Genomic DNA, 21,922 nt, shown 5'->3' on the forward strand with positions numbered 1-21,922 from the left:
ACCCATGCAGATCGACTTTGCCCAGGCAACCTGGCGGCGCGCGCTGTACCGGCTGCATCCGGCGCTGCTGGCGGCCGGGCTGGCGGGCATCGCGCTGTGCGCCGGCGGCACCTGGTTCGCCACGCAGATGGCGGAGCAGCGCGCTGCGCGCGAACAGCAGGTCGAGCGGTTGCGGGCCAGCCAGGCCGCGCTGTCGAAGCGGCCGGCGCGCGTGGCCGAGGTGGCGATTCCGGAAGCGCAGGCCAGCGCCGTCAACGCGGCGATCCTGCGCCTGAACGTGCCGTGGCGCGCGCTCGAGGATGCGATCGGCAATGCCACGCCGGCCAATATCGCGCTCCTGGCGCTCGATCCCGATCCGAAGAAGCAGGTGCTGAAGATCACGGCCGAGGCGCGCAACAGCGACGACATGGTGGGCTATGTACAGGTGCTGAAGCAGCAGGATTTCTTTACCGGCGCGGCGCTGGTGCGCCATGAAATCGGCGAACAGGATCCGAACCATCCGATCCGCTTCCAGGTCGAAGTGCAGTGGAGGGCGCAATGAAGGAGGGCGCAATGAAGGAGATCCGGCTGGCGCCGCTCATGCTGGCGCTGCGCCTGTTCGTGATGCGCGCCGGCGGGGCGGCCTGCCTGGCGGTCGCGCTGCTGGTGGCCGGCCTGGCAACGTGGGCATGGCTGCTGCCGCAACGGGCCGCATTGCAGGAGGAATTGGCCCGCCCGCTCCCCACGGCCGGGGCCCTGGTCGAGGCACCCCTGCCGCCAACGGCCAATGAAAACCTCTCGCTGTTCTACGCGACCGTGGGCGAGAAGCGCCATGCCGAGCAACAGGTCAAGACACTGTTCGACCTGGCCGGCAAGTCGAACCTGGCACTCAACCAGGGCGAATACAAGTTCGCGTTCGACAAGGCCAGCGGCGTGACCACGTACCAGGTCGCGCTGCCCGTGAAGGGTACTTACCGCAACATCTGGCAGTTCGCGCTCGAGGCGCTGGCCGCGGTGCCATTCGCTTCGCTCGACGAAGTGAGCTTCCGGCGCGATACGATCGCCGATCCCGTCGTGGAGGCGCGGTTGCGCATCACGCTGTTCCTGAAGGAGGCGCCGTGAAGTCGCGGCACGTGTTGATGGGGGCGGCCCTGGCGATCGCGGCAGGCCTTGCGGTATTCGGCGACAACGCACCCGAGAACGACGTGGCCGAGCCGGTCGAGCGCGCGCAGGTGCCGGCTGCGCAGCAGGTCCGCGCGCCGCGCGCCGCGGCACGCGAGGCCACCTCGCCGCCGGCAAGTGGCACGATCCTCCGGCTGGTGCCGCGCGCGGAGCTGATCGGCGCGACGGGGGAGGGCGCGTTCAAGGGCGGCGACGGCGTGTTCGCCGGCCAGAACTTCAACCCGCCGCCACCGCCGCCCGAAGAGCCGCGTGGCCCGCCGCCGCCGCCGCCCGCGCCCACCGCGCCGCCGCTGCCGTTCACGGTACTGGGCAAGGGCGTGGCCGATGGCGCCTGGGAAGTCTACCTGGGTCGTCCCGACCGCACCTATATCGCACGGGTGGGCACCGTGATCGACGGCATGTACCGCGTCGACACGATCGTGCCGCCGACATTGACGGTGACCTACCTGCCCCTGAATCAGGTGCAACAGCTAAATATTGGAGTCATGGATTGAACAAGCACGCTCATGGAGGCTGGATACGTGGTGGCCGGGTGCGCCGGGTGCTGGCGCTGTCCGCGATGGCCCTGGCATTGGCGGGGTGCGCCGGGCAGATGGCCTATCGCGACGGTACCGCGCTCGTTGAAAAGGACCAAGTGGAAGCGGGCCTGCTGAAGCTGCAGGAAGCGATCGCGCAGGATCCCGGCAACGCGCAATACCGCGCGACGTACCTGCAGGCGCGCGACCGCGCGATCATGCGCTACATGGACCAGGCCGAGCGGCAGACGACCGAGGGCCAGCGCGAGCTGGCGCTGCAGAATATCCAGCGCGTGCTGGCGCTCAATCCGCAGAATGAACGGGCGCGCATGGCACTGCGTTCGTTCGACATGGCCGAACGCCATGACAGGCTGCTGGCCGATGCCGCCGCGCTGGTCGAGAAAAAGGAATTCGACGGCGCCATGGCCAAGCTCGAGGCGGTGCTGGCCGAGAAGCCGGACCAGCCGCGCGCGAAGGCGCTGCAACGCGAGATCGCCGACAAGAATCCGCCGAACGGCGGCGAAACCGCGCTCGCGAAGGCCTACAAGCAGCCGATCACGATCGAGTTCCGCGAAGCGCCGCTGAAACAGGTGTTCGACGTGATCTCGCGGCGTTCCGGGCTCAATTTCGTCTTCGACAAGGATGTGAAGGCCGATACACGCACCACCATCATGCTGAGGAACAGCACCGTCGAATCGGCCGTGTACTACCTGCTGATGACGAACCAGCTGGAACAGCAGGTGATGGATGCGAACACGATCCTCGTCTATCCGAATATCGCGGCCAAGCTGAAGGAATACCAGGAAACCGTCGTCAAGACCTTCTTCCTCGCCAACGCCGAAGCCAAGCTGGTTGCCAACACGCTCAAGACGATCCTGAAATCGCGCGACGTGGTGGCCGACGAAAAGCTGAACCTCGTGATCATGCGCGACAACGCCGATGCGATCCGGCTGGCGGAGAAGATCGTGGCGGTGCAGGACATGGCCGAGCCGGAGGTCATGCTCGAAGTGGAGATCCTCGAAGTCAAGCGCAGCAGCCTGCTCGAACTGGGCGTGGCATGGCCCACCACTGTATCGCTGACGCCGCTGATATCGAGCGGAGGCTCGACGCTCACGCTGAGCGATCTGGATAACCTGAACCGCCGCACGCTCGGCATCAGCGGCATCAGCGCTTCCGCCACGGCGAACCGCGAGGCTGCGGACTCGAACCTGCTGGCCAACCCGCGCATTCGCGTGCGCAACAAGGAAAAGGCCAAGATCCTGATCGGCGACAAGGTGCCCGTCATTACCACCACCGTGTCGCCCGGTACCGCCGGCTTCGCGCAGGAAAGCGTCAGCTATGTCGACGTGGGCCTTACATTGAACGCCGAACCCACGATCTACCTGAACAACGAGGTCGGAATCCGCATCTCGCTCGAGGTGTCGAACCTGGTGAGCTCGATCACCACGGCATCGGGTACCACGGCCTACCGGATCGGTACCCGCCAGGCTTCCACGATGCTGCAACTGAAGGATGGCGAAAACCAGGTGCTGGCCGGCCTGATCAACAACGAGGAACGCACGGGCGGCAACCGGGTGCCGGGCCTGGGCGACCTGCCGATCGTTGGCAGGCTGTTCGGCACGCAGTCGGACGATTCCCAGAAAACGGAAATCGTGCTGTCGATTACGCCGCGCCTGGTGCGCAACCTGCAGCGGCCGCCCGCCGAGGCCACCGAATTCTCCGCCGGCACGGAAGCCAACTTCCGCCGCAAGCCGGAATTGTCCGTGCGCACGCCGGTGATGCTGCCGCAGCGTGGCGCGCCCGTACCGGGCACGCCGGCAACCGGGGCGCCCGCGAACGGTGCGCCAGCGCCGCAAGGCACGCCACAGGAGTCGGGCACGCCAGCCGGCGTGCCGTTGTCGACGTCGCAGCCGGGCCCGGCATCGAGCGTGACGCAGCAGCCGGTACAGGTGTTGCCGGTCACGCCGCCGCCATCGACCACCGTGCCGCCACCGGCCACCACCGCGCCGTCCCCCGCGCAGAACCAGTGATGAACGGTCCGCTCCGCCGGCGGCACGGCTTCACGCTGATCGAGCTGCTCGTCACCGTGGCCATCCTCGGCCTGCTGGCGGCGCTCGTGATCCCCACGGCGCAGGTAACGGTGCAACGCCGCAACGAGGGCGAACTGCGCACGGCGCTGTACCAGATCCGCAAGGCGCTCGACGACTACAAGCAGGCTTACGATGACGGGCGGATCGAGAAGACCACCGGCGGCACCGGCTATCCGAAAAACCTGCAGATGCTGGCCGATGGCGTGCCGGATTTGCGCGATCCGAAGCGGGGCAAGATCTTTTTCCTGCGCCGCGTGCCGCGCGACCCGTTCTCGACCGACAGCGAGCAATCGGCTGCGCAGACCTGGGGCAAGCGCAGTTACGCCAGCGAGCCCGAGGAGCCGCGCGAAGGCGAGGACGTCTATGACGTGTATTCGACTTCCGACAGGGTGGGACTGAACGGCATTCCCTATCGAAAATGGTAAACAAATGGTCGTCAATGGCAGGCACATGGTAAACAAGCTGCCCAAGGGGTTCACGCTGATCGAATTGCTGGTGGTGCTGGGCATCGTGGCGCTGCTGCTGACACTGGCCGTGCCCCGCTATTTCCCCAGCGTCGACAAGACAAAGGAAACGATCCTCGCCGATAACCTGCGCACTACGCGCATGGTCATCGACCAGTTTTACGGAGACACGGGCCGCTATCCGGAATCGCTGGAACAACTGGTCGAGAAAAAATACCTGCGCGCGTTGCCGGTCGACCCCATCACGGAAACCGCCGACAGCTGGCAGCTGCTGCCGCCGGAAGACCCGGCGCAGGGCGGCATCGCCGACATCAAGAGCGGAGCACCGGGCAATGACCGCAGCGGCAAGCCATATTCGGAGTGGTGAACGGCCGCACGCGGCCGGCGGCTTCACCTATGTGGGGCTCATCATCCTGGTCGCCATCATCGGGCTGGTTGCCGCCACGACCGTGCGCGTCGGCGTCACGATGCAGCGCGCGCAGGCCGAGCGCGACCTGCTGCACATCGGCGAACAGTTCAGTAATGCGCTGAAGAGCTATGCCGCCGTCACCCCGGCCGGCCAGCCTCCGCAGCCGCCCACGTTGAAGGAATTGCTGAAGGATCCGCGTTTCCCCGGCACGCGCCGCCATCTGCGCAAGATCTTCGTCGATCCGCTGACCGGCAAGGCGGAATGGGGCATTCGCTACCTGGCCGACAATCGCGGCATCCTCGGCATCTACAGCCTCTCCACGGCCAGGCCGATCAAGATCAGCAATTTCCCGTCGCGATTCCAGGCGTTCAACGGCAAGCAAAAGATTTCGGAATGGGTCTTCACATTCGATGGCCAGGAACCGCTGCCGCCGGGGCAGGTCAAGCCAGGCCAGCCTGGCCAGCCTGCGCCTGGTCCGGGAGGCACGCCCACGCCCACGCCTGCACCGGCAGGCACGCCCACGCCTGCTCCGGTATCGGGTCGCCCTACGCCAGTCGTGGAAACGCCCCAGAAGCCAGCGGAGCCGGTTGATCCGGTGGATGCTCCTCCTGCCGAGCCACCTGCCGAACCGGCTGACCCTGCCGAACCCCCTGAATCCACCGAGCCAGAGCCGGCCGAGCCTGTATCGCCGGCTGAAGCTCCAACGGACACCCCAGACGAATCCCCGGCACGGCCGGACCAGGCGCCAGCCAAAACCGATTCGTAACGCCTCTACGCGCAACCATCCCGTGTTGTTGTAGGTCTGCACATGATTTTTCCTGATAACAATTAGTTACGAAAAGAAATGCACTGGGACGGAATCTCCTGTACAGTAGCCGAAGTTGCAATGAATGTTGCGAAAATAATACTTGCACTGAAAAATTTACAATTTCATTGTGTTATTTTTTAGTGCCATTATGTTATGATCTATTTCAGCAGTTCAGCAATGTACTGACCAGCGACGTACTACTACTACTCTCACAAGGATAATTTCATGAAACTCAAATTCGCCGTAGCATCCGTACTGGCTGTCGCTTCGATGAGCGCATTCGCAGATAACCAGACCGTCACGTTGAACGTTGGTGCCGATAACTTCTTCAACACCTCGAACGCTGTCAATGGCGCACTGTACGGCGGTCACGATGTGATCACGTTCAACGGCCTGGAAGCTGGCTTCTACAACATCCTGGTATCGATCAGCGGCCAGAACGTGACCTTCGGCGCCAATAGCAACCTGAACGGTACCACCGGTGAAATCTTCGGTAGCAAGGCTAAATTCTTCGAAGTGGAAGTGACCGACCAAGGCCCGTTCGTGCTGAACCTGTACGGCACCGCGTTGGCCGGCGCGAAGTACAGTGGCGAAGTCACCGTGACTTCCGCTGTACCGGAACCAACCACCTACGGCATGCTGCTGGGCGGCCTGGGCATCATGGGCTTCCTGGCCCGTCGCAAGTCCAAGCAGGCTTAATTCGGTTTCATGCATAAAAAAACCCGCTGCCTAGGCAGCGGGTTTTTTTCGTCCGATGAAGTTCAGGGCTACTTGCCCGTGCGCTTGAAATCGCGCACGCGGAATCCAAGGGCAAGCAAGGCGCCGAAATACACGGTACCGCAGGCGCCGATCACGAGGAACAGGGCACCGGCGCGCAGGAGGGGCGTCTCGCGCAGGCCCAGCCAGTCGAACTGCTGGCTGCCGAACCATGCGACCGCACCCATCAGCGTGACGGCGACGACGAGCTTCAGGAAAAACTTGCCCCAGCCGGGCAGTGGCCGGTAGATGTCGCGCTTGCGCAACCCGGTAAACAGCAGGGTCGCATTGACGCAGGCACCGAGGCCGATCGACAGCGCCAGGCCGGCCACCTCGAGAAACGGCACGAACACCAGGTTCATCAGCTGCGTGGCGATCAGTACGCCCACCGCGATCCTGACGGGCGTGCGGATATCCTGCTTGGCGTAGAACGCCGGCGCCAGGGTCTTGACGAGAATGATGCCGGTCAGTCCGACCGCATAGGCAATCAGCGGCCGGGCCGACATGCGCGCCGCTTCGTCACTGAAGTGGCCGTAGTGGAACAGCGTGGCGACCAGCGGCAGGGCCAGCATGGCGAGGCCGACGGCGGCCGGAATCGCCAGCAGCAGCGTCAGGCGCAGCCCCCAGTCCAGCAATGCGGAGTATTCCTGGGGGTCGCCGTCCACATTGGCCTTGGAAAGGCTGGGCAGCAGGATCGTGCCCAGGGCCACGCCCAGCAGGGCGGTCGGAAATTCCATCAGCCGGTCGGCATAGGTAAGCCAGGAAATGCTGCCTTCGCGCAGGTGCGAAGCAATGGCCGTGTTGATCATCAGGCTGATCTGGGCAGCGGCCACGGCGAATACGGCCGGCCCCATCTTTTTCAGCACGCGGCGCACGCCCGCATCGCCCAGCCCGGCGAGCGGATTGATGGACAGGCGGGGCAGCATGCCGATCTTGATCAGGGCCGGCACCTGGATTGCGACCTGGAGCAAGCCGCCCACGAACACGGCGATGGCCTGCGCATAAACAGGCTGTTCCAGGTGAGGCGCAAGGAACAACGCGCCCGAGATCATCGACAGGTTCAGCAGCACTGGCGTGAATGCGGGGATCTTGAACTGGCGCCACGTGTTCAGGATGCCGCCCGCCATCGCCACGAACGACATGCAGGCGATATAGGGGAACATCAGCCGGGTCATCCAGACGGCGGCATCGAATGCGCCGCCATCCTGCTTCAGTCCTCCCGCGATCACGGCCAGCAGGAGAGGGGCCCCAACGATGCCCGCGGCGCTGACGAGCAGCGTGGCCCACACCAGGCAGTTGGCGACATGGTCGGACAGGGTCTTGCTCGCTTCGAATCCTTCGCGGTCCTTGTATTCGGCAAGGATGGGCACGAAGGCCTGGGAAAACGCGCCTTCGGCAAACAGGCGGCGCAGCAGGTTGGGGATGCGGAAGGCCACGTTGAAGGCATCGGTATAGGCGCCGGCGCCGAAAGCCCGGGCGAACAGGCTTTCGCGCAGCAGGCCCGTAACGCGCGACAGCATGGTCATGCTGGAGACGGCAGCAAGGGTTCTGAGCAGGTTCATGGGCCGAGATTATAGCTGCCACTACGATGCAAGTCTTACAATCTTCTGAAGCCTGGCGTGTGTGGTTCTGGCAAGATTTCGGCAAGATTCCCACTTTTTGAATTGCTCCGGCATCAAAAGGTCGTTATAATTTAAGGCTGTACAGAATTCAGTGACGCAGACATCGATGTTGACCAGCTCTGCGTTGGCCTGCGTGGTCAGACTGAACGCACCGGTTTGGCAAACGCTGTTGTTTGCAAACGAACTTTGACAACGATTTAGGAAATTCCATGGCAAATACCGCACAAGCGCGCAAACGCGCTCGTCAAGCAGTCAAGCAAAACGCGCACAACTCGGCACAGCGTTCGACCCTGCGTACCGCGATCAAAGCTGTTCGCAAGGCTATCCAGGCCGGCGACAAGGCTGCCGCAACGCAGATCTTCCAGTCGTCCGTGTCGACCATCGACTCGATCGCCGACAAGAAAATCATCCACAAGAACAAGGCCGCTCGCCACAAGAGCCGCCTGGCAGCTGCCCTGAAGGCACTGGCCGCCTAAGTTCGCGTGCGGCGGCAATGGCCGCCAGACAGGTGCACACTTAAAACCCGCATGGCATTGCCATCGCGGGTTTTTCGCTTGCGCGGTGACGCCGTTCCACCGGCAATAATTAGAAATACTCAGCAATAATCAGCGCTTCGCTAGCGTTGCGGCGGCAGGTTACCGATCTTCATGCCCGGCTTGATGTGCTTTTGCTGGAACCAGCCGCGGTTCATTTCGAGCGCGTACTTCACCGGCACGCCTTTGGTCGAGCAGTGACTGTCCAGGGTTTGCGGTTGCATGTCGCGGATGTTGACGATCCTGCCCTCGGCATCGATGAAAGCGACCGACAGCGGCAGCAGCGTGTTCTTCATCCACATGCACTGGGTGGCCGGCGCATCGAACACAAACACCATCCCGGCGTTGACCGGCATCGATTCGCGGTGCATCAGCCCCTGTGCGCGCTGTGCGTCGGTTGCCGCCACCTCGGCCTTGATCAGGTGCATGCCAGCGGTCAGCGTGATGGTGCCGAAGCGCGCATCCTGGGCGGAGGCAGCGGCAGTAGCGCAAAGCAAAACAAGGGCAAGGGCAGTCTTCATCGGTCGGGCGGGAGTGGGTGGATAGCGAGCGGGCACGGGGCCCGCGGCATGCAATGACTGTCAGGAGTCAGCCAACGTGTGAACGCTTGTGTGTCTTCGCGTGGTGCTGGATGGGCCGCACATGTTTCTTGTGCTTGACGTGCTGGGGTTGCGCGGCATGGGCATGTGCATGGGTCTTGGTCGGCGCGGCGTGATGCACGGGAGCTGGTGTGGCGAAAGCGGCGGTGGCGAACAGCGTGACTGCCAGCGCGGCGAAAATTTTCGACATGATGGTTTTCCTTTGGCTAGTGGGAACATCCCACGGCGCAATGATATCCGGGCTGCCGGCATCGTTTGGCACGCCTAAGGGGTTCTTAAGCGTGCCTTCAGGCCCGCAATGCGGCAGGGTCGATCTCGATCCACTCGCCCGGCATCAGCGGATGCGTGGCGAGCGATACCGCGCCGATCGCGCTGCGCACGAGGCGCAGCGTGGGCAGGCCGACGGCGGCTGTCATGCGCCGCACTTGCCGGTTCTTTCCTTCCTGCAGAGTGATCGCCAGCCACGAGGTAGGCTTGTCCGCCCGCGCGCGGATCGGCGGGTTGCGCGGCCACAGCCACTCCGGCTCGGCAATGCGCACGGCGCGGCAGGGTTTCGTCACGAAATCGCCCAGGTCGAGCGGCGCCTGCAGCCGCGCCAGCGCGGCGGCATCGGCGATCCCGTCCACCTGCACCAGGTAGGTCTTGGGTTCCTTGCGGTCCGGGTGGGCGATCGCATGCTGCAGCTTGCCGTCGTCCGTGAGCAGCAACAATCCTTCGCTGTCGGCGTCGAGGCGCCCGGTCGGGTAAACGCCCGGCACGGGCACGCAGTCAGCCAGCGTCCGGCGCTCCGGTTGCGGGGAAAACTGGCACAATACTTCGAATGGCTTGTTAAGTAAGATCAGCATTGCGGGATTGTACCGACTAAAGGATGGCAGCCAGTAAAATACTGATGCATAATCGTCCGTTGTCTTTTATCTTATAGAAGACACGCGTGAAATACAGGTCATGGCGCCGCCAGCGTCGCTTCACTTCGGAGAACTCGATGTACCAACATATCAAAGTGCCGGTCGACGGCGAGAAGATTACCGTCAACGCGGATTATTCGCTGACTGTGCCAAGCCAGCCGATCATTCCGTTCATCGAGGGCGACGGTACCGGCGTCGACATCACGCCCGTGATGCTGAAGGTGGTCGATGCGGCCGTGGCCAAAGCCTACGGCGGCGAGCGGCGCATCAGCTGGATGGAAATCTATGCGGGCGAGAAATCCACCAATATTTACGGGCCCGATGTCTGGCTGCCCGAGGAAACGCTGGCGGCAGTCAGGGATTACGTGGTGTCGATCAAGGGACCGTTGACGACGCCGGTGGGCGGCGGCATCCGTTCGCTGAATGTGGCGTTGCGCCAGGAGCTGGACCTGTACGTCTGCCTGCGCCCCGTGCGCTGGTTCGCCGGCGTGCCGTCGCCCGTCAAGGAGCCGCACAAGACGGACATGGTCATCTTCCGCGAAAACTCGGAGGACATCTATGCCGGCATCGAATATGCCGAAGGCTCGGAAGGGGCGAAAAAGCTGATCAAATTCCTACAGGAGGAACTGGGCGTGCGCAAGATCCGCTTCCCGGAAACCTCCGGCCTCGGCATCAAGCCGGTGTCGCGGGAAGGCACCGAGCGGCTGATGCGCAAGGCGATCCAGTACGCGATCGACAATGACAAGTCCTCCGTCACGATCGTCCACAAGGGCAACATCATGAAGTACACCGAAGGTGGCTTCCGTGACTGGGCCTATGCGCTGGCCCAAAAGGAATTCGGTGGCGAGCTGATCGATGGCGGCCCGTGGTGCAAGGTGAAGAACCCGAAAACGGGCAAGGACATCATCGTCAAGGATTCGATTGCCGACGCCTTCCTGCAGCAGATCCTGCTGCGCCCGGCCGAATACAGCGTGATCGCCACGTTGAACCTGAACGGCGACTATATTTCCGACGCGCTGGCCGCCCAGGTAGGCGGCATCGGTATCGCGCCGGGCGCCAATATGTCCGATTCGGTGGCGATGTTCGAAGCCACGCACGGCACGGCACCCAAGTATGCCGGCAAGGATTACGTCAACCCGGGTTCACTGATCCTGTCCGCCGAGATGATGCTGCGCCATATGGGCTGGACCGAGGCGGCCGACCTGATTATTGCATCGATGGAAAAAGCCATTACCAGCAAGCGCGTCACTTACGACTTCGCCCGGCTGATGGAAGGGGCCACGCAGGTATCGTGCTCCGGCTTTGGCGAAGTGATGATCGAGAACATGTAACGACGTTTTAGACAATTTCTCGAGGTTACATTTGCCTCGTTCTCATAGGAGAACGGGGCTTTTTTTTGTTTCAAATTGTTCCATGAGCTATCATTGCAACCCTCAGATAGTGAGGGTAAAGGTGAGGGTGATTGATTAGTTTCCCCTCAATCGACAATGAAAACGAGGGTAAGATGAGAGTCACTAACTATAAGCTGACGGCAACCGCTATCAACAATGCTAGGCCCAAGAGCAAGGTGCAGAAGATAAGTGACGGCGGGGGGTTATTTGTTGAGATTTCGACAACTGGCACGAAGACTTGGCGGTATCAGTACGGTTTCAATGGAAAGCGTACTGAGGTGACGATTGGACCTTACCCGGAAATCGGCGTTGCAACAGCCAGGGAGATGCATCGTGAATACCGCGCTTTGCTCGCTCAAGGCATTAGTCCTGCGCAGCACAAGCAAGAGGAAAAGCATACTAAGAAGTTCCGCGCTAGTGAAGTCGACGCGCCCGATATATTCCGCGTCTTCTCTGAGACATGGCTGATCGAAAAGATGGGAAAGAAATCTCCTACGTATCAGAAGCAGGTTCGATCATTTCTGACGCGCTTTGTTTGGCCGGAAATTGGTGAAAGACGCCTCGCTGACATCAAACCCAAGGATATACTTGAAATCATCGAGCAACGCCGCAATACTCCTGTGACTGCCGAAAAAGTTCGCATGACTATCCAGGCTATCTTTGATTATGCGATACAGAAGCTAATTGTTGAGGCGAATCCTGCATTGCCGTTCAGAGGCGTCATAGAGCTCCCGACAGTAGTTCATCATCGTCACTTGAACGAAAAAGAGCTTGGTCGCTTCTGGCGCTCTCTCAATATGCAGCGTGCACATTTCATCACCTTAGCTGCGGCGAAACTGTTGACATATAGCATGTGCAGGAAAGTCGAGGTTTTGAGGGCAAAATGGGTGGAATTCGATCTTGATGAGCGGCGGTGGGATATTCCTGCTGAGAGGATGAAATCTCGTCGCCCTCATCGAGTATTTCTATCGCGTCAGGCGGTTGAGTTGTTGCGGTTGCTCTACGCTGTCACCGGGAAGCAGGAATACGCATTCCATTCGGTTCAAAGTGTCCTCATTCCGCTTGCAGATGCAACCCTTAACCATTTATTCAAGCGCTTAGATTTCGGCGTCCCAGACTTTTCGCCGCATGGAACTCGCGGAACCGCCGCCACTTTACTGCGCGAACACGGGGTTAGCCGTGACGTCGTTGAGTTGCTTCTCGCGCACCAAGAAAAAAATCAAGTAACTGCATCCTATCAGCACCACGAGCTAGAGCCGCAGCGTCGTGATGCTCTGCAGTTTCTGGCTGATCGAATCGACGTGCTTGCTGCTGCAGCGAAATAAGATAAATTTGGCTGTAATAGCCGCGAAATTAATGTTCTCTAACGCCTATTTTACATCGAAGTGGCGGCTTGAGCCGCCTCCCCGGCATCATGCAGGCTTTCGTCAGTAACTACTCCATACAGGATATAAATAGTTATACATTCACTTTCTGGACCGGCAGCGCTCTGGGGGCTCCTCCGCCGTTGTAGCTTGAGTAAATAACCGTTTCGCCGACGGCTGGAATAGCTCCATAGACACATTCGTTATGGAAAAACACGTCTCCGTAAGGGGTGCCAATAAATCCAAACGCATTGTAGAGATACCTACTCACGACGCCTATGGACCGCGCCGACGAGGTGTAACATAAATTGCTGCATCGCGATACGATCTGATCCGCAGATGGTCGATCGGCAGGGTCCTTTTTCAAGCAAGAAAGCGCTATTTCAAGCAATTCAGCTGCTAAAGGTTTGAATTGAGCCTTGGCAGTAACGAACTGCGGAATATCAGCTACGTTCGCTGATATGATTTTGGGAACTGCTTTTAAGCCTTGGCCAAAGGGATGAATTCCGCAGATAAGATGAAACATCATTGCACCAACCGACCATATGTCAGCGGCGGACCCTACCGATGCAGGATCCTCTATGGCCTCTGGTGCCATATACGGCAATGCGCCTATTGCAGTTTGAGAGGTAGTCATGCTTTGCTCGCCTCCCTCAATTGCTTCCTTTAGCTCTTCTTCCGCCATTTTTGCGATGCCAAAGTCAGTAACCTTCAGCTCAGTTAACGAATAGCCTCCCACCACCATAATGTTGGTAGGCTTTAGATCCCGGTGAATAACTCCGGCATGGTGAGCAGCGGCTACCCCTTTTGCTAAATGGTGAAATACCTTTGCCGCCAAATAGGGGTCTAAGAACGCCGTATTTTGAAGTAACGCGGCCCTTAAGTCTTCTCCCTCAATCAGCTCTTCAATCAAATAACGATCATCAGCAGACCGAACATAATCAAGCGTTTTGGCTACGTTCGGATGATTAACCTTGGCGGCAACAACAGCACTACGGCGAAAGCGCTTTTGAGCCGAACGGTTTTTAGGTGTCTTTAATGCAACCATGCGCGAAGTTAACTGATCATGCGCTACATATACGAATTGCATCCCGCCTTCTGATAAATATTTCTGAATTTCATAGCGTCCGCCAATCAGATCGCCAGCTTTTAGTGGGCCGCTCACAGTACAATCTCCGGATGTGATAAGTCGAAAGTTATATATCTTCGCTGAGCTTGATACTCAGGTGCCCCTAAAGTAACCACGCATGCGCCAGGTAAAGCATAATTAACTGCGCACCGAGCATTATTTATATACACGTCTCCACTAACGCTATGCACGCGAAAATCGAAGCCGTTATAGCGAATCTCGACGCTTCCCATATTGGGCAATGTCAATGTCACAGCTCTGTTAGATGCATCCAAATATGATGCAGCCCCTTGAAAAACGATCAGCGCTTTATGACGGTCGAATAAAAGATGCTTCGCAAGAACTGACCTTACTTGCTGCATTCGTGGCCGCTTAGTCACATCATGATCGAGACATGCATGTAAGATATTGCGTACCTCGGCTTCCAACGGGAAGGGTAAAAATTCAAAATAGTTTTGAGTCGCGGCAAGTGGAGGCTGACGCTTCAAGTCTGCTGGTAAATCCTGCAATGCAAGATAAAGAGCGGTTGCCCCGAATGCATAAGTATCCACCGCAGCGGTGAATTGCGCACCTTGGGGATATAACTCTGGCGCAGCAAAACCGCGCGTGCCGACAAAAACTTGAGTTGCGGCTTCGGGGCCTTCGTCACGAGCTAACCCAAAGTCGAAAATCTTGACAACTCCTTCGCGATCGACTTTCATATTGTTCGGTTTAATGTCGCGATGAATGACATCTAATGTGTGTATGTCAGCAATTCCCGACGCAATCTGCCAAACCAACTTCAAGTAATCAGTAGTATTCTTTGGGGCTAAATTTGGATCAAAAAGATCGTTTCCATCTATGAATTCCTGCACTATTGCTAGATCATTTTCCTGCCATTTGAGTACGTCATATACCTGGACCACATGTTTTGAACGCATTTTTAACAAAGCCGTCAGCTCGTCACGTACACGGCGCCGATTAACGCTGCCTGGCATTATCTTTATGGCGACGGGACGTTCAAGTATCGTGTCTTGGCATGGCAATACTTCTGCCATCCCTCCAACAAGAGAGGCTCCAGTGACAAGATAGCGGTCTGCAATAATTGTCATAGCTATTAGATTTTAGTAGGAAATGTCATGGAAAGCTGAGGGACATCATCCTCAAGTTGTTCACGAGAATTCTTGCTGCGCTTCTTTGGCGAATTCTTTGGCTTGCGAATGGTCTTTGTAGGCGAGACTATCGGTTCAGGAGGAGAGTATTTCGCATTTTTTCTTGCTTCACCTACAGTATCAACGCGGGTTAGAATTTTCTTTTCACTGACCGGCATATAACGGCGACGTGACGACTGAGCGCTGGATTCGGCTCGGCTCTGGATGATCTGTAGCTCGCCAAATGCATCCCAAATCTCTAGACAAGGGTATGTAGGACGATACTCGTCATCCCAATTCGTCGAAAGAGATACCATTGCTACTGTAGCGTTATCAGGCCCACCACACCATTTCGCTAATTCTGCTAACCTCTTAACGCTTGTTCCAGGATCAGGAGAATTTTTTACAATCTGTGCAAGCCAATTTGATGCGGTTGATAAATAATGAATGCCGTCAGTTGTCAAAAGTATTGATTCGGCCTGGCTATATGCAAGCTCTTCGACATGAGGTTCCAACTCTGAACCCATGCCAATAAATTGGAGGAGCCTCGAATTCTGGTGCGCCGCTTCTCGGCCTAGCTGGCCTGCAATCGTATCGTCTTTAGAGATTTGAATTAGACTATTTCCAGATGAGCAGTAAACTCGACTATCCCCTACACTTGCCCAATGAGCATTAAAACCTGGGCGAATTACAAATGCCACTAGAGTTGAGCCACCGCTTCCTCGTGCGTGCTCGAAAACGGCCTTGTCGGCCTCATGCATGGCTTGCCTTATCCAATGGACGCCCTCATTGTCACCGCGCAATGCATGATCAGCTAACGTTGCAATGAATGCAGCAACCGCTATGGAGGCAGCCACCGCGCCATCCTTCATTCCACCGATACCATCTGCGACAACAATTGCCGCAAAGTCTCTCCCTTGGTTGTCGCGCCCACGAGCTATAATCGCACGATCCTGGTTGTCTACACGGACATTGCCTAGGTCGCTTGCGATAGCTGCTGCGAGCGGAACGACACGACGAACACCTCCCGTCGGTGTTCGCCGAAGCAGCCAATTCGACAACTGCGACTGCATCTGTAATTTTTCTGAAATCATAATCCTGCTCTTTCGGTAAGCTTTCATCTAGCTATATTAACCCAATCTAGGGGCCGGTCAGCCTACGTAGGGGCACTATACTACATTGCTCCGAAGAATGTATAGAAGGCAATAAATTCGTTGTGGTAATCCAGCGTCAACGGACGGTCGCAGACGGGTGACTGGTTGACTTCCCAGAAATCTGCTCTTCGATGCATTGCTTTATGAAGTCTATTTTGTCTTCGATTTCTAGGCGAGCGTTCGCATTTTGTACCGGGATGCTTGATAGATATCTGCTCCAGTAATGGTAGGCTTGCCTAAGCTTTTGTAAAATATGTTGATGAGGCGGCACCATAGTGCTACGTAAGCGTTGAAAATGCACTCCCACCATAACATACGGGCGCCGAATGCTACCTCCTGACACCTCCTTTTGGGCACTCCAAAGTGCGTGAGCTAGAGGCCGTCCAAAATACTTATCTAAGACCCCCATGGCAACTTCTTGCGCTTCAGAGTCAGAGACCTCAATTAGACTCCCTATATAAGCACGCGCGCCACCAAACATAAAACGATTAGCCAGCTCATGCCATGAGACGCAAGCATTATTGAAGACTATCGGAAAACTGTTTGCTCCGGCATTGGTTGGCGTAGCAAGCAGGTTCCCATCTGACATTGCGAGGGCTGCCGAGCCGATTATTCGATTAATTGGCTTGCGGAAGGCTGGTGTTCGTTCTCCTAGCCGCTTTGAATAGAAATCCCTCAATGCATTCCCTGCTATACTCATGCGCTCTTCTTTCGCTTCCCATGGAACACCATCAATCGAGACAAAGCGTTCGTACGCTTTAACCTCGTATTTGCCGTGACGCGGTTCAGGGTTCACCTGCATCGCTATGTCGAGAACAAGCGTTCGCTCCTTTCCAGTTGAATCTGAGAAAATGTGCGTCTCGCGATGACCTTTTATATCGCCACAATGAGTTGCGATGAAGAGTAAATCGTAAGGAACCAGATCAAGCATGTGGGACACGGATCTAATATTGGCCGCTTTGTTTCGGAAGGCCATTATGAGTGGTCCACGTTTGATAAGGGATGTGCCGGATCGAACGACCTCATGTGACTGCACCTGGCCTGGATCGATCATGCAGATTAGACGAAGAGGCCTGCCCTCATTGATTGATGCGGCAATTCCATGGATGATAGAGATTCCCAAATCGGGATATACAAATAAGTGTGTTGTTGGCAGATCCTGTAAAGCAAAACCCCAAGGCACGCCACTTGTAATGAAGGTGATGGACTGCACACCTTTAAGATTCAAATCCTTAAGGTGTTCAAGTAAATGCCGGGACAAGTTCTCAAGTTTTCTTGTGGTAGATCCATCCTGATCACTTGATGCGCTGTAGAATCGCTCGTTGACTTCTCGAGAAAATGCCTCAGTAAGGGAGGGGATTAACTGTAGGCCTGCGCGCATAGCAAACGCATAGTTGGCAGCGATCACTTGTGTTAGACGATTATCTTCCTCACACACTACTAAATGCGTTGCAGAGGAGGGGACATAGCGTACTGGTGATATTTCGTCGTCGAATTCGAGCTGAAGCTTCGCTCGTAGAGCGAGCAATAGACTTGGCCCAATGCATGCAGGATTCGCTTTGATTGGCTCCCCTTTCTTTAATCGGATCCCGGCGTGCGTCAAGGTTGCTTCGCAAAGTTCTTCTACAGGCTTAATAACTAACGAAGGAGTCCGGCTTTTAAAACTGTTAATAACAGCATCGGAGCAACCTGCTAAGATAACCTTATCTGCCTTAGTTGCGTTAATGGCATTGGTTCTACGAATCACTTCTGCATTCGCGTCACTGCGTGCCAGCCGCGGACTGTCCAGAAGAGCTAGGTAGGTGCCCTTCAATGAGAGAGCTACTGATAACTGAGCAGCCATCTCAGGATCATCGCAGACCAATACTGTTGAATTAAACGAAGGATTCTTCATATATATGGGCACAAGGACACAATTAACAGGGCGTTCACGTCATGGGGCGGGGTGTGTCGCTATGCTACCGTATGCCAGGCAGACAGGACTAATTTCCTCGATATCTCTACTTTGCACGAGGAGGTATTTTTTTACGAGGGATTTTTAGTGCTGTATGTCGTCTAAGGTCGAGAATGTAGTCATCGCTGTCGTCCAATCTAGGAGCACTAAGAAAAAAGATCATTGTTCGATTGTTCTCTACTAAGATTTCCACGCGTTCACCTTGCAAGTATGTTCGCTGCCGTAAGTTTTTCTCGGTAATTCGCGTAGGCTGTTTCTTTGGGAGTTTGCGTTTACCTCCCGATTCTTCCATGTAAAGAATTTTGGGAAGCGGCTTAACGTTTGACGTCCATACTGCCCACAATGGCAAATTCATTCGCACGGTCCGTATCTCGCCTCCCGTATAGCTTTGAAGATATCTATCTATCACTGGTGGACGAGCAATGACATAACGCCCGTCATCAGATGGTATCGGCGTGTTAAGCTTTCTCAGCTTCGTCTCAGCGGTAAAATGGCTAGCCTCAGTTGCAGAGCTAGAATGATACGTTTTGGCAATGAATTTCTCCGTATTTGCAAAAAATTCAGGCAACCACAATTTTTCGCGCTCTGTTCTTGATAGATTAGGGATTCGGCTAATTCGATATGCCAACGCCGCCAAGTCGGCTTGAAATCGACAAATTTCCGCTGCGACTTCGGGTGTGTTTCTGTGCAGTAAATATAGTTCTCGGGCATCTTTCTGCCGCCAGTTATCCCAAAGCATCTCTGTTCGCACCGCGTGTTGCTGGAAGAAATTTTCCCAATGAATGCGCGCCTGCTGAACGTCAGTCCGTAAGCGTACCAACTTTCGCTTGGCTCTTACCTCTTCCTTCTTCGCTTCTGCGGCCGCTGCATACTCACTATCTTCCATCACAGTGTTAAAAGTCCTTTAAAAACAGAAAGTTAAGTCGAAAAAGTTTATTGAAGAGATGAGCACCTCTAAGGGAATGTCGCGTAACACTATCTCCATTAACAAAAAAAATTCATGTAAAAACAAATAGTTACGAGTTTTTTTTGTGCGATGTTGAGGGTGGTGAAAAAAGCCGGTAAAGGATGTGGCAACGGTCCTGGTCCTGATTCGATAGGGACTGAGCATACGGCGAGCTGTGAACTGCAGCTCTGAACATCAATGTCATCGAGATACGAAATATGAACATCATACGCCCAGCAGAAGTCTTCGCGAAGGTTGGCCTATCCCGCACTACTGTATGGCGCTTAGAGCGCTTAGGGGACTTCCCAGTCCGCATCCAACTGTCCCTTAAAGCGGTTGGTTATGACGAAGCAGCGATAGATGAGTGGCTCTCGCGTAGGGGGCTAGCAAGCACTGGACGTGGTCAACAGTCGTAACTCTGCCGCAGCGCGACGCGTATACAAGATCACCTTTGTTCAGTTGTTGAACACACACTCTCCGTCCCAACTATGAAACACATCCACATCGTTCATATCGACAAGCTCAAGGTCATTGGGCCCTGCTTCCATCAGCCTATTGGTCAGACATGGTACAAGTTTGATGGTGAAGGCATCCTACGGCCTGTTGGCTCTTCCCGTGAAGCCGCATCACTCGGAGACCAGTACGGTTCAGTACAACTTCATTCCAGAGGCCTCCGCGCCGATGGAGGTGCAACGTTGCTGCAGATCGAATGTTGTCCCCCGCTGGTACTGCAACGGCATAACTGGACGGGGCATTCGTCGCTGCTCGACTACACTGTGGCGATCTTCGAACTTTTCACTGAACTCCTTGCGATCAATCTTCTACCAGAGGACCTTGCTAAGTGGCGTCGAGGCGCTGTTCAGTTGCTGGAAGTTCACCTGACAGCGAACTTCAGGTGTCCGCCAGGACAAGTGGAGCAAGTCATTGATGAGATAGACAACGCTAACCGCACTGGGAAGCACAGAGACGGGGTTGGAATCCTTTCGCTAGGGTGGACAGCTAAACGGCGCTCCAAGTATCACATGCTGTCGCTATATGACAAGCAGGCAGAGCTGGAGAAGAGGTTTGGCACGCACTCAGCAGGCAGCACGAGGGCCAAGCTATTGAAAGAGGCCAAGGACTCGTTGCGTGTGGAACTTAAGCTGTTCTCCCAGCTGCTTCGAAGGCAAGAACTGGACCGGGTGCACGCCTGGAACGGCCTGGATGTCGAATCGCTCTACTTTGCCTTGCTTGCGAAATACAACTGGGGAGGGGCGCTGCGCCCGCTCCTAACGGACGACGAACTGGCAATATTGACCATAAAGGAGAGCAATGTCTACCGCCTTTGGTTGAGCGGAGTGGATGTACGAGATCAGTTCGCGAGCCGGACGACGGTGGCAAAACACGTCTCTAGCATTAAGGGAAAGACTGGAATTGATATAGGTTCCCAGCGACGACCAATTGATCTCCCATCTGTTGAGATGTCTGGATTGTTCTCTAGGAGCAATGCTATTGCTGCGCCTGATTGGCTAGTGAACGAGTCGAAATTTTTCTGGAAACCGGATCAAAGGGCTATTTCCATCTCCTGAGCTTGGCGGTGTCTGGATTCCTCAGTCTCAAGGGGAGGCTGGCAAGAATCGTCCCAGGGACGTCAGCGCCCCTGGGACGCCTTACGGTTAGCCTGGTGAGCAAACGATGCGTAGCACCTTGTCCAGGCCTACCAGCCCGTCCACGAAGAGGTTGGAGCGTAATACCGCGTCTGGATAGCCGAAAGACGTTATCCACTCCTGGCGCACCGCTTCCAGACATTGTTTGTAGGCAATATTTTTGTTTCTAGTGCCCATAGCGTTCCAAAGCTGACCTTTCCATTTGCTGCTGCTATCTTCTTCCCACTTCAAGTACTGTCCCAAAGTCAGTTTGCGCACTGTACCCTTGGCCGGGCGCGCTTACCGTCCAGACTGCCCAAGCCCTGCCGCTGCAACGCTGTAATCCACTGTGACTGGCTCATTCTCGTGCGCCGCCTTCGCCTTGGCCGCGGCCTGCTGAGCCTTATACTTGCCAATGTTCTCCTGAGCTTCTCCCATCGTCAGATACACGTTGTACATGCCTCCAACCTGACTGCATTTCATCGCCAGATCAGTGTTGCTTAACGCATTTGCAAGTTGCGCTTGCCGCCTCTGGACGACCGAATCTGACGAGTCGTCCATGGATTTATGCCGATTGAGGCTGTTCAGGAACTCTTCCACGAGCGAGCGGTTGTCGAAGCTCGACACAATGCTATGGACGTCTTTACCGTCGTAGAAGCTCTCCGCGCGGAGCACGCCTTCAATGTTCGCTCTGCAATTTTCCACATAAAACGTTGCCGCTTGCCGCTCCACTTGAGCTGCCTGTTCTACCCCTGCGCCATAGCATGAAGCGGCGCTAGCCGAAATAACGGCAAAAAAAATTCTTCGCATACCAATGCATCCTTATTGTTGTCAATTTAGCACTTCACGAAGCGGCTTCTTAGGCCTGCGTTTAATTGCTCAAAGGCATTCATTTTGTAGAGTATACACTACAAATAATCGCAGTCTTTACACCGTCGTTGCCCGCACGTCAAAAAGGCATGATGCAAGGCATGACGTCAGCCGACCAATCCGACAAAAAGCGAAATAAAGTGTGTGCCGCTCTAGGGAAGAGCCTGAAGGCTATACGCATCAGCGCTGAGAAGTCGCAAGAGGTGCTTGCTTTCGAGGCGGAGGTAGACCGGACGTTCATATCGGCGATCGAAAGGGGGATCGCGAACCCATCATTGATGACCCTAGCCAGCTTGTGTTATGCGTTGGATGTAAACCTGTCCGACTTGTTCGCGTCTGTCCAGGTCAACTCGCGGCCGGAGGAGGCCGCGCGAGCTAACAAGGCTAAGCCAAGCCTCAAGCCGGCCAAGTCGCGGTTGCGTTGAAGGGCGTTAGGGGCAGGATCTACGGCGTTTTGAGACCCACACAACCTCGTTTAAGGCGACGTCCATCATCGC

The 21,922-nt window shown here is 56.4% G+C and carries 25 protein-coding genes; 14 read left to right on the plus strand and 11 right to left on the minus strand.

What is annotated here, in order from left to right; genetic code table 11:
- Nucleotides 1–4 precede the first annotated feature (4 nt).
- From ACY65G_RS05795 to ACY65G_RS05830, 8 genes are all read left to right on the plus strand, one after another.
- Nucleotides 5–541 carry a hypothetical protein gene (locus tag ACY65G_RS05795; RefSeq protein ID WP_464996474.1) on the plus strand — a complete coding sequence of 179 codons (537 nt, stop codon included), beginning with the start codon at nucleotides 5–7 and terminating at the stop codon, nucleotides 539–541.
- On the plus strand, nucleotides 538–1,101 hold the full coding sequence (locus ACY65G_RS05800) for a hypothetical protein (RefSeq protein ID WP_464996406.1): 564 nt from the start codon (nucleotides 538–540) through the stop codon (nucleotides 1,099–1,101). The genes ACY65G_RS05795 and ACY65G_RS05800 overlap by 4 nt, the downstream gene beginning before the upstream one ends.
- A gap of 17 nt (nucleotides 1,102–1,118) precedes the next feature.
- Nucleotides 1,119–1,655 (plus strand): hypothetical protein, encoded by a 537-nt coding sequence (locus ACY65G_RS05805; RefSeq protein ID WP_464996475.1) that lies wholly within the window; start codon nucleotides 1,119–1,121, stop codon nucleotides 1,653–1,655.
- A complete protein-coding gene (locus ACY65G_RS05810) occupies nucleotides 1,652–3,706 on the plus strand; it encodes a secretin N-terminal domain-containing protein (RefSeq protein ID WP_464996407.1) in 2,055 nt (684 codons plus the stop codon). Before ACY65G_RS05805 ends, ACY65G_RS05810 begins: the two co-directional genes overlap by 4 nt.
- Nucleotides 3,706–4,191 (plus strand): type II secretion system protein, encoded by a 486-nt coding sequence (locus ACY65G_RS05815; RefSeq protein ID WP_464996408.1) that lies wholly within the window; start codon nucleotides 3,706–3,708, stop codon nucleotides 4,189–4,191. The genes ACY65G_RS05810 and ACY65G_RS05815 overlap by 1 nt, the downstream gene beginning before the upstream one ends.
- A 25-nt stretch (nucleotides 4,192–4,216) precedes the next feature.
- Nucleotides 4,217–4,597 (plus strand): type II secretion system protein, encoded by a 381-nt coding sequence (locus ACY65G_RS05820; protein WP_464996409.1) that lies wholly within the window; start codon nucleotides 4,217–4,219, stop codon nucleotides 4,595–4,597.
- Nucleotides 4,563–5,405 carry a type II secretion system protein gene (locus ACY65G_RS05825; RefSeq protein ID WP_464996410.1) on the plus strand — a complete coding sequence of 281 codons (843 nt, stop codon included), beginning with the start codon at nucleotides 4,563–4,565 and terminating at the stop codon, nucleotides 5,403–5,405. Before ACY65G_RS05820 ends, ACY65G_RS05825 begins: the two co-directional genes overlap by 35 nt.
- A 267-nt stretch (nucleotides 5,406–5,672) precedes the next feature.
- Nucleotides 5,673–6,146, plus strand: a complete 474-nt coding sequence (locus tag ACY65G_RS05830) for an FxDxF family PEP-CTERM protein (RefSeq protein ID WP_464996411.1) — start codon at nucleotides 5,673–5,675, stop codon at nucleotides 6,144–6,146.
- A gap of 68 nt (nucleotides 6,147–6,214) precedes the next feature.
- Here the strand turns inward: ACY65G_RS05830 and murJ are convergent, their stop codons facing one another.
- Entirely contained in the window at nucleotides 6,215–7,765 is a 1,551-nt protein-coding gene (gene murJ / locus ACY65G_RS05835) for a murein biosynthesis integral membrane protein MurJ (RefSeq protein WP_464996412.1), read from the minus strand.
- A 269-nt stretch (nucleotides 7,766–8,034) separates the two neighbouring features.
- Here murJ and rpsT point away from each other — a divergent pair, with 269 nt between their 5' ends.
- On the plus strand, nucleotides 8,035–8,301 hold the full coding sequence (rpsT, locus tag ACY65G_RS05840; RefSeq protein WP_130185630.1) for a 30S ribosomal protein S20: 267 nt from the start codon (nucleotides 8,035–8,037) through the stop codon (nucleotides 8,299–8,301).
- Between the two features lie 140 nt (nucleotides 8,302–8,441).
- Here the strand turns inward: rpsT and ACY65G_RS05845 are convergent, their stop codons facing one another.
- From ACY65G_RS05845 to ACY65G_RS05855, 3 genes are all read right to left on the minus strand, one after another.
- Complete coding sequence (locus ACY65G_RS05845) at nucleotides 8,442–8,879, minus strand: DUF192 domain-containing protein (protein WP_464996413.1); 438 nt, start codon at nucleotides 8,877–8,879, stop codon at nucleotides 8,442–8,444.
- Nucleotides 8,880–8,946: 67 nt separating this feature from the next.
- The gene (locus ACY65G_RS05850) at nucleotides 8,947–9,147 is read right to left on the minus strand and encodes a hypothetical protein (protein ID WP_464996414.1); all 201 of its coding nucleotides are present in this window, start codon (nucleotides 9,145–9,147) and stop codon (nucleotides 8,947–8,949) included.
- Nucleotides 9,148–9,244: 97 nt separating this feature from the next.
- A complete protein-coding gene (locus ACY65G_RS05855; RefSeq protein ID WP_464996415.1) occupies nucleotides 9,245–9,802 on the minus strand; it encodes a pseudouridine synthase in 558 nt (185 codons plus the stop codon).
- Between the two features lie 137 nt (nucleotides 9,803–9,939).
- On the opposite strand from ACY65G_RS05855, the gene icd reads away from it, so the two are divergent.
- On the plus strand, nucleotides 9,940–11,193 hold the full coding sequence (icd, locus tag ACY65G_RS05860; RefSeq protein ID WP_464996416.1) for an NADP-dependent isocitrate dehydrogenase: 1,254 nt from the start codon (nucleotides 9,940–9,942) through the stop codon (nucleotides 11,191–11,193).
- Between the two features lie 173 nt (nucleotides 11,194–11,366).
- Nucleotides 11,367–12,578: a tyrosine-type recombinase/integrase gene (locus tag ACY65G_RS05865; protein ID WP_464996417.1), complete on the plus strand. Its 1,212-nt coding sequence runs from the start codon at nucleotides 11,367–11,369 to the stop codon at nucleotides 12,576–12,578.
- 133 nt (nucleotides 12,579–12,711) lie between these two features.
- Here the strand turns inward: ACY65G_RS05865 and ACY65G_RS05870 are convergent, their stop codons facing one another.
- From ACY65G_RS05870 to ACY65G_RS05890, 5 genes are all read right to left on the minus strand, one after another.
- Nucleotides 12,712–13,782, minus strand: coding sequence for a protein kinase domain-containing protein (locus ACY65G_RS05870; RefSeq protein ID WP_464996418.1), 1,071 nt, complete (start codon nucleotides 13,780–13,782; stop codon nucleotides 12,712–12,714).
- Nucleotides 13,779–14,783 (minus strand): serine/threonine-protein kinase, encoded by a 1,005-nt coding sequence (locus tag ACY65G_RS05875; RefSeq protein ID WP_464996419.1) that lies wholly within the window; start codon nucleotides 14,781–14,783, stop codon nucleotides 13,779–13,781. Before ACY65G_RS05875 ends, ACY65G_RS05870 begins: the two co-directional genes overlap by 4 nt.
- A gap of 59 nt (nucleotides 14,784–14,842) precedes the next feature.
- Nucleotides 14,843–15,970, minus strand: a complete 1,128-nt coding sequence (locus ACY65G_RS05880) for a PP2C family protein-serine/threonine phosphatase (protein WP_464996420.1) — start codon at nucleotides 15,968–15,970, stop codon at nucleotides 14,843–14,845.
- Nucleotides 15,971–16,106: 136 nt separating this feature from the next.
- The gene (locus ACY65G_RS05885; protein ID WP_464996421.1) at nucleotides 16,107–17,924 is read right to left on the minus strand and encodes a hypothetical protein; all 1,818 of its coding nucleotides are present in this window, start codon (nucleotides 17,922–17,924) and stop codon (nucleotides 16,107–16,109) included.
- 106 nt (nucleotides 17,925–18,030) lie between these two features.
- Nucleotides 18,031–18,870 carry a hypothetical protein gene (locus ACY65G_RS05890; protein ID WP_464996422.1) on the minus strand — a complete coding sequence of 280 codons (840 nt, stop codon included), beginning with the start codon at nucleotides 18,868–18,870 and terminating at the stop codon, nucleotides 18,031–18,033.
- A 278-nt stretch (nucleotides 18,871–19,148) separates the two neighbouring features.
- Between ACY65G_RS05890 and ACY65G_RS05895 the strand changes: the two genes are divergently transcribed.
- Nucleotides 19,149–19,346, plus strand: coding sequence for a helix-turn-helix transcriptional regulator (locus ACY65G_RS05895; RefSeq protein ID WP_464996423.1), 198 nt, complete (start codon nucleotides 19,149–19,151; stop codon nucleotides 19,344–19,346).
- A gap of 72 nt (nucleotides 19,347–19,418) precedes the next feature.
- Nucleotides 19,419–20,498, plus strand: coding sequence for a phage/plasmid replication protein, II/X family (locus tag ACY65G_RS05900; protein ID WP_464996424.1), 1,080 nt, complete (start codon nucleotides 19,419–19,421; stop codon nucleotides 20,496–20,498).
- Between the two features lie 87 nt (nucleotides 20,499–20,585).
- Here the strand turns inward: ACY65G_RS05900 and ACY65G_RS05905 are convergent, their stop codons facing one another.
- Together ACY65G_RS05905 and ACY65G_RS05910 are read right to left on the minus strand one after the other, a co-directional pair.
- Nucleotides 20,586–20,807 (minus strand): hypothetical protein, encoded by a 222-nt coding sequence (locus ACY65G_RS05905; RefSeq protein WP_464996425.1) that lies wholly within the window; start codon nucleotides 20,805–20,807, stop codon nucleotides 20,586–20,588.
- 48 nt (nucleotides 20,808–20,855) lie between these two features.
- Nucleotides 20,856–21,365 (minus strand): hypothetical protein, encoded by a 510-nt coding sequence (locus ACY65G_RS05910; RefSeq protein WP_464996426.1) that lies wholly within the window; start codon nucleotides 21,363–21,365, stop codon nucleotides 20,856–20,858.
- A gap of 149 nt (nucleotides 21,366–21,514) precedes the next feature.
- Between ACY65G_RS05910 and ACY65G_RS05915 the strand changes: the two genes are divergently transcribed.
- Nucleotides 21,515–21,850, plus strand: coding sequence for a helix-turn-helix domain-containing protein (locus ACY65G_RS05915; protein WP_464996476.1), 336 nt, complete (start codon nucleotides 21,515–21,517; stop codon nucleotides 21,848–21,850).
- Nucleotides 21,851–21,922 lie beyond the last annotated feature (72 nt).

This window comes from Pseudoduganella sp. jia 12 (assembly GCF_055502675.1).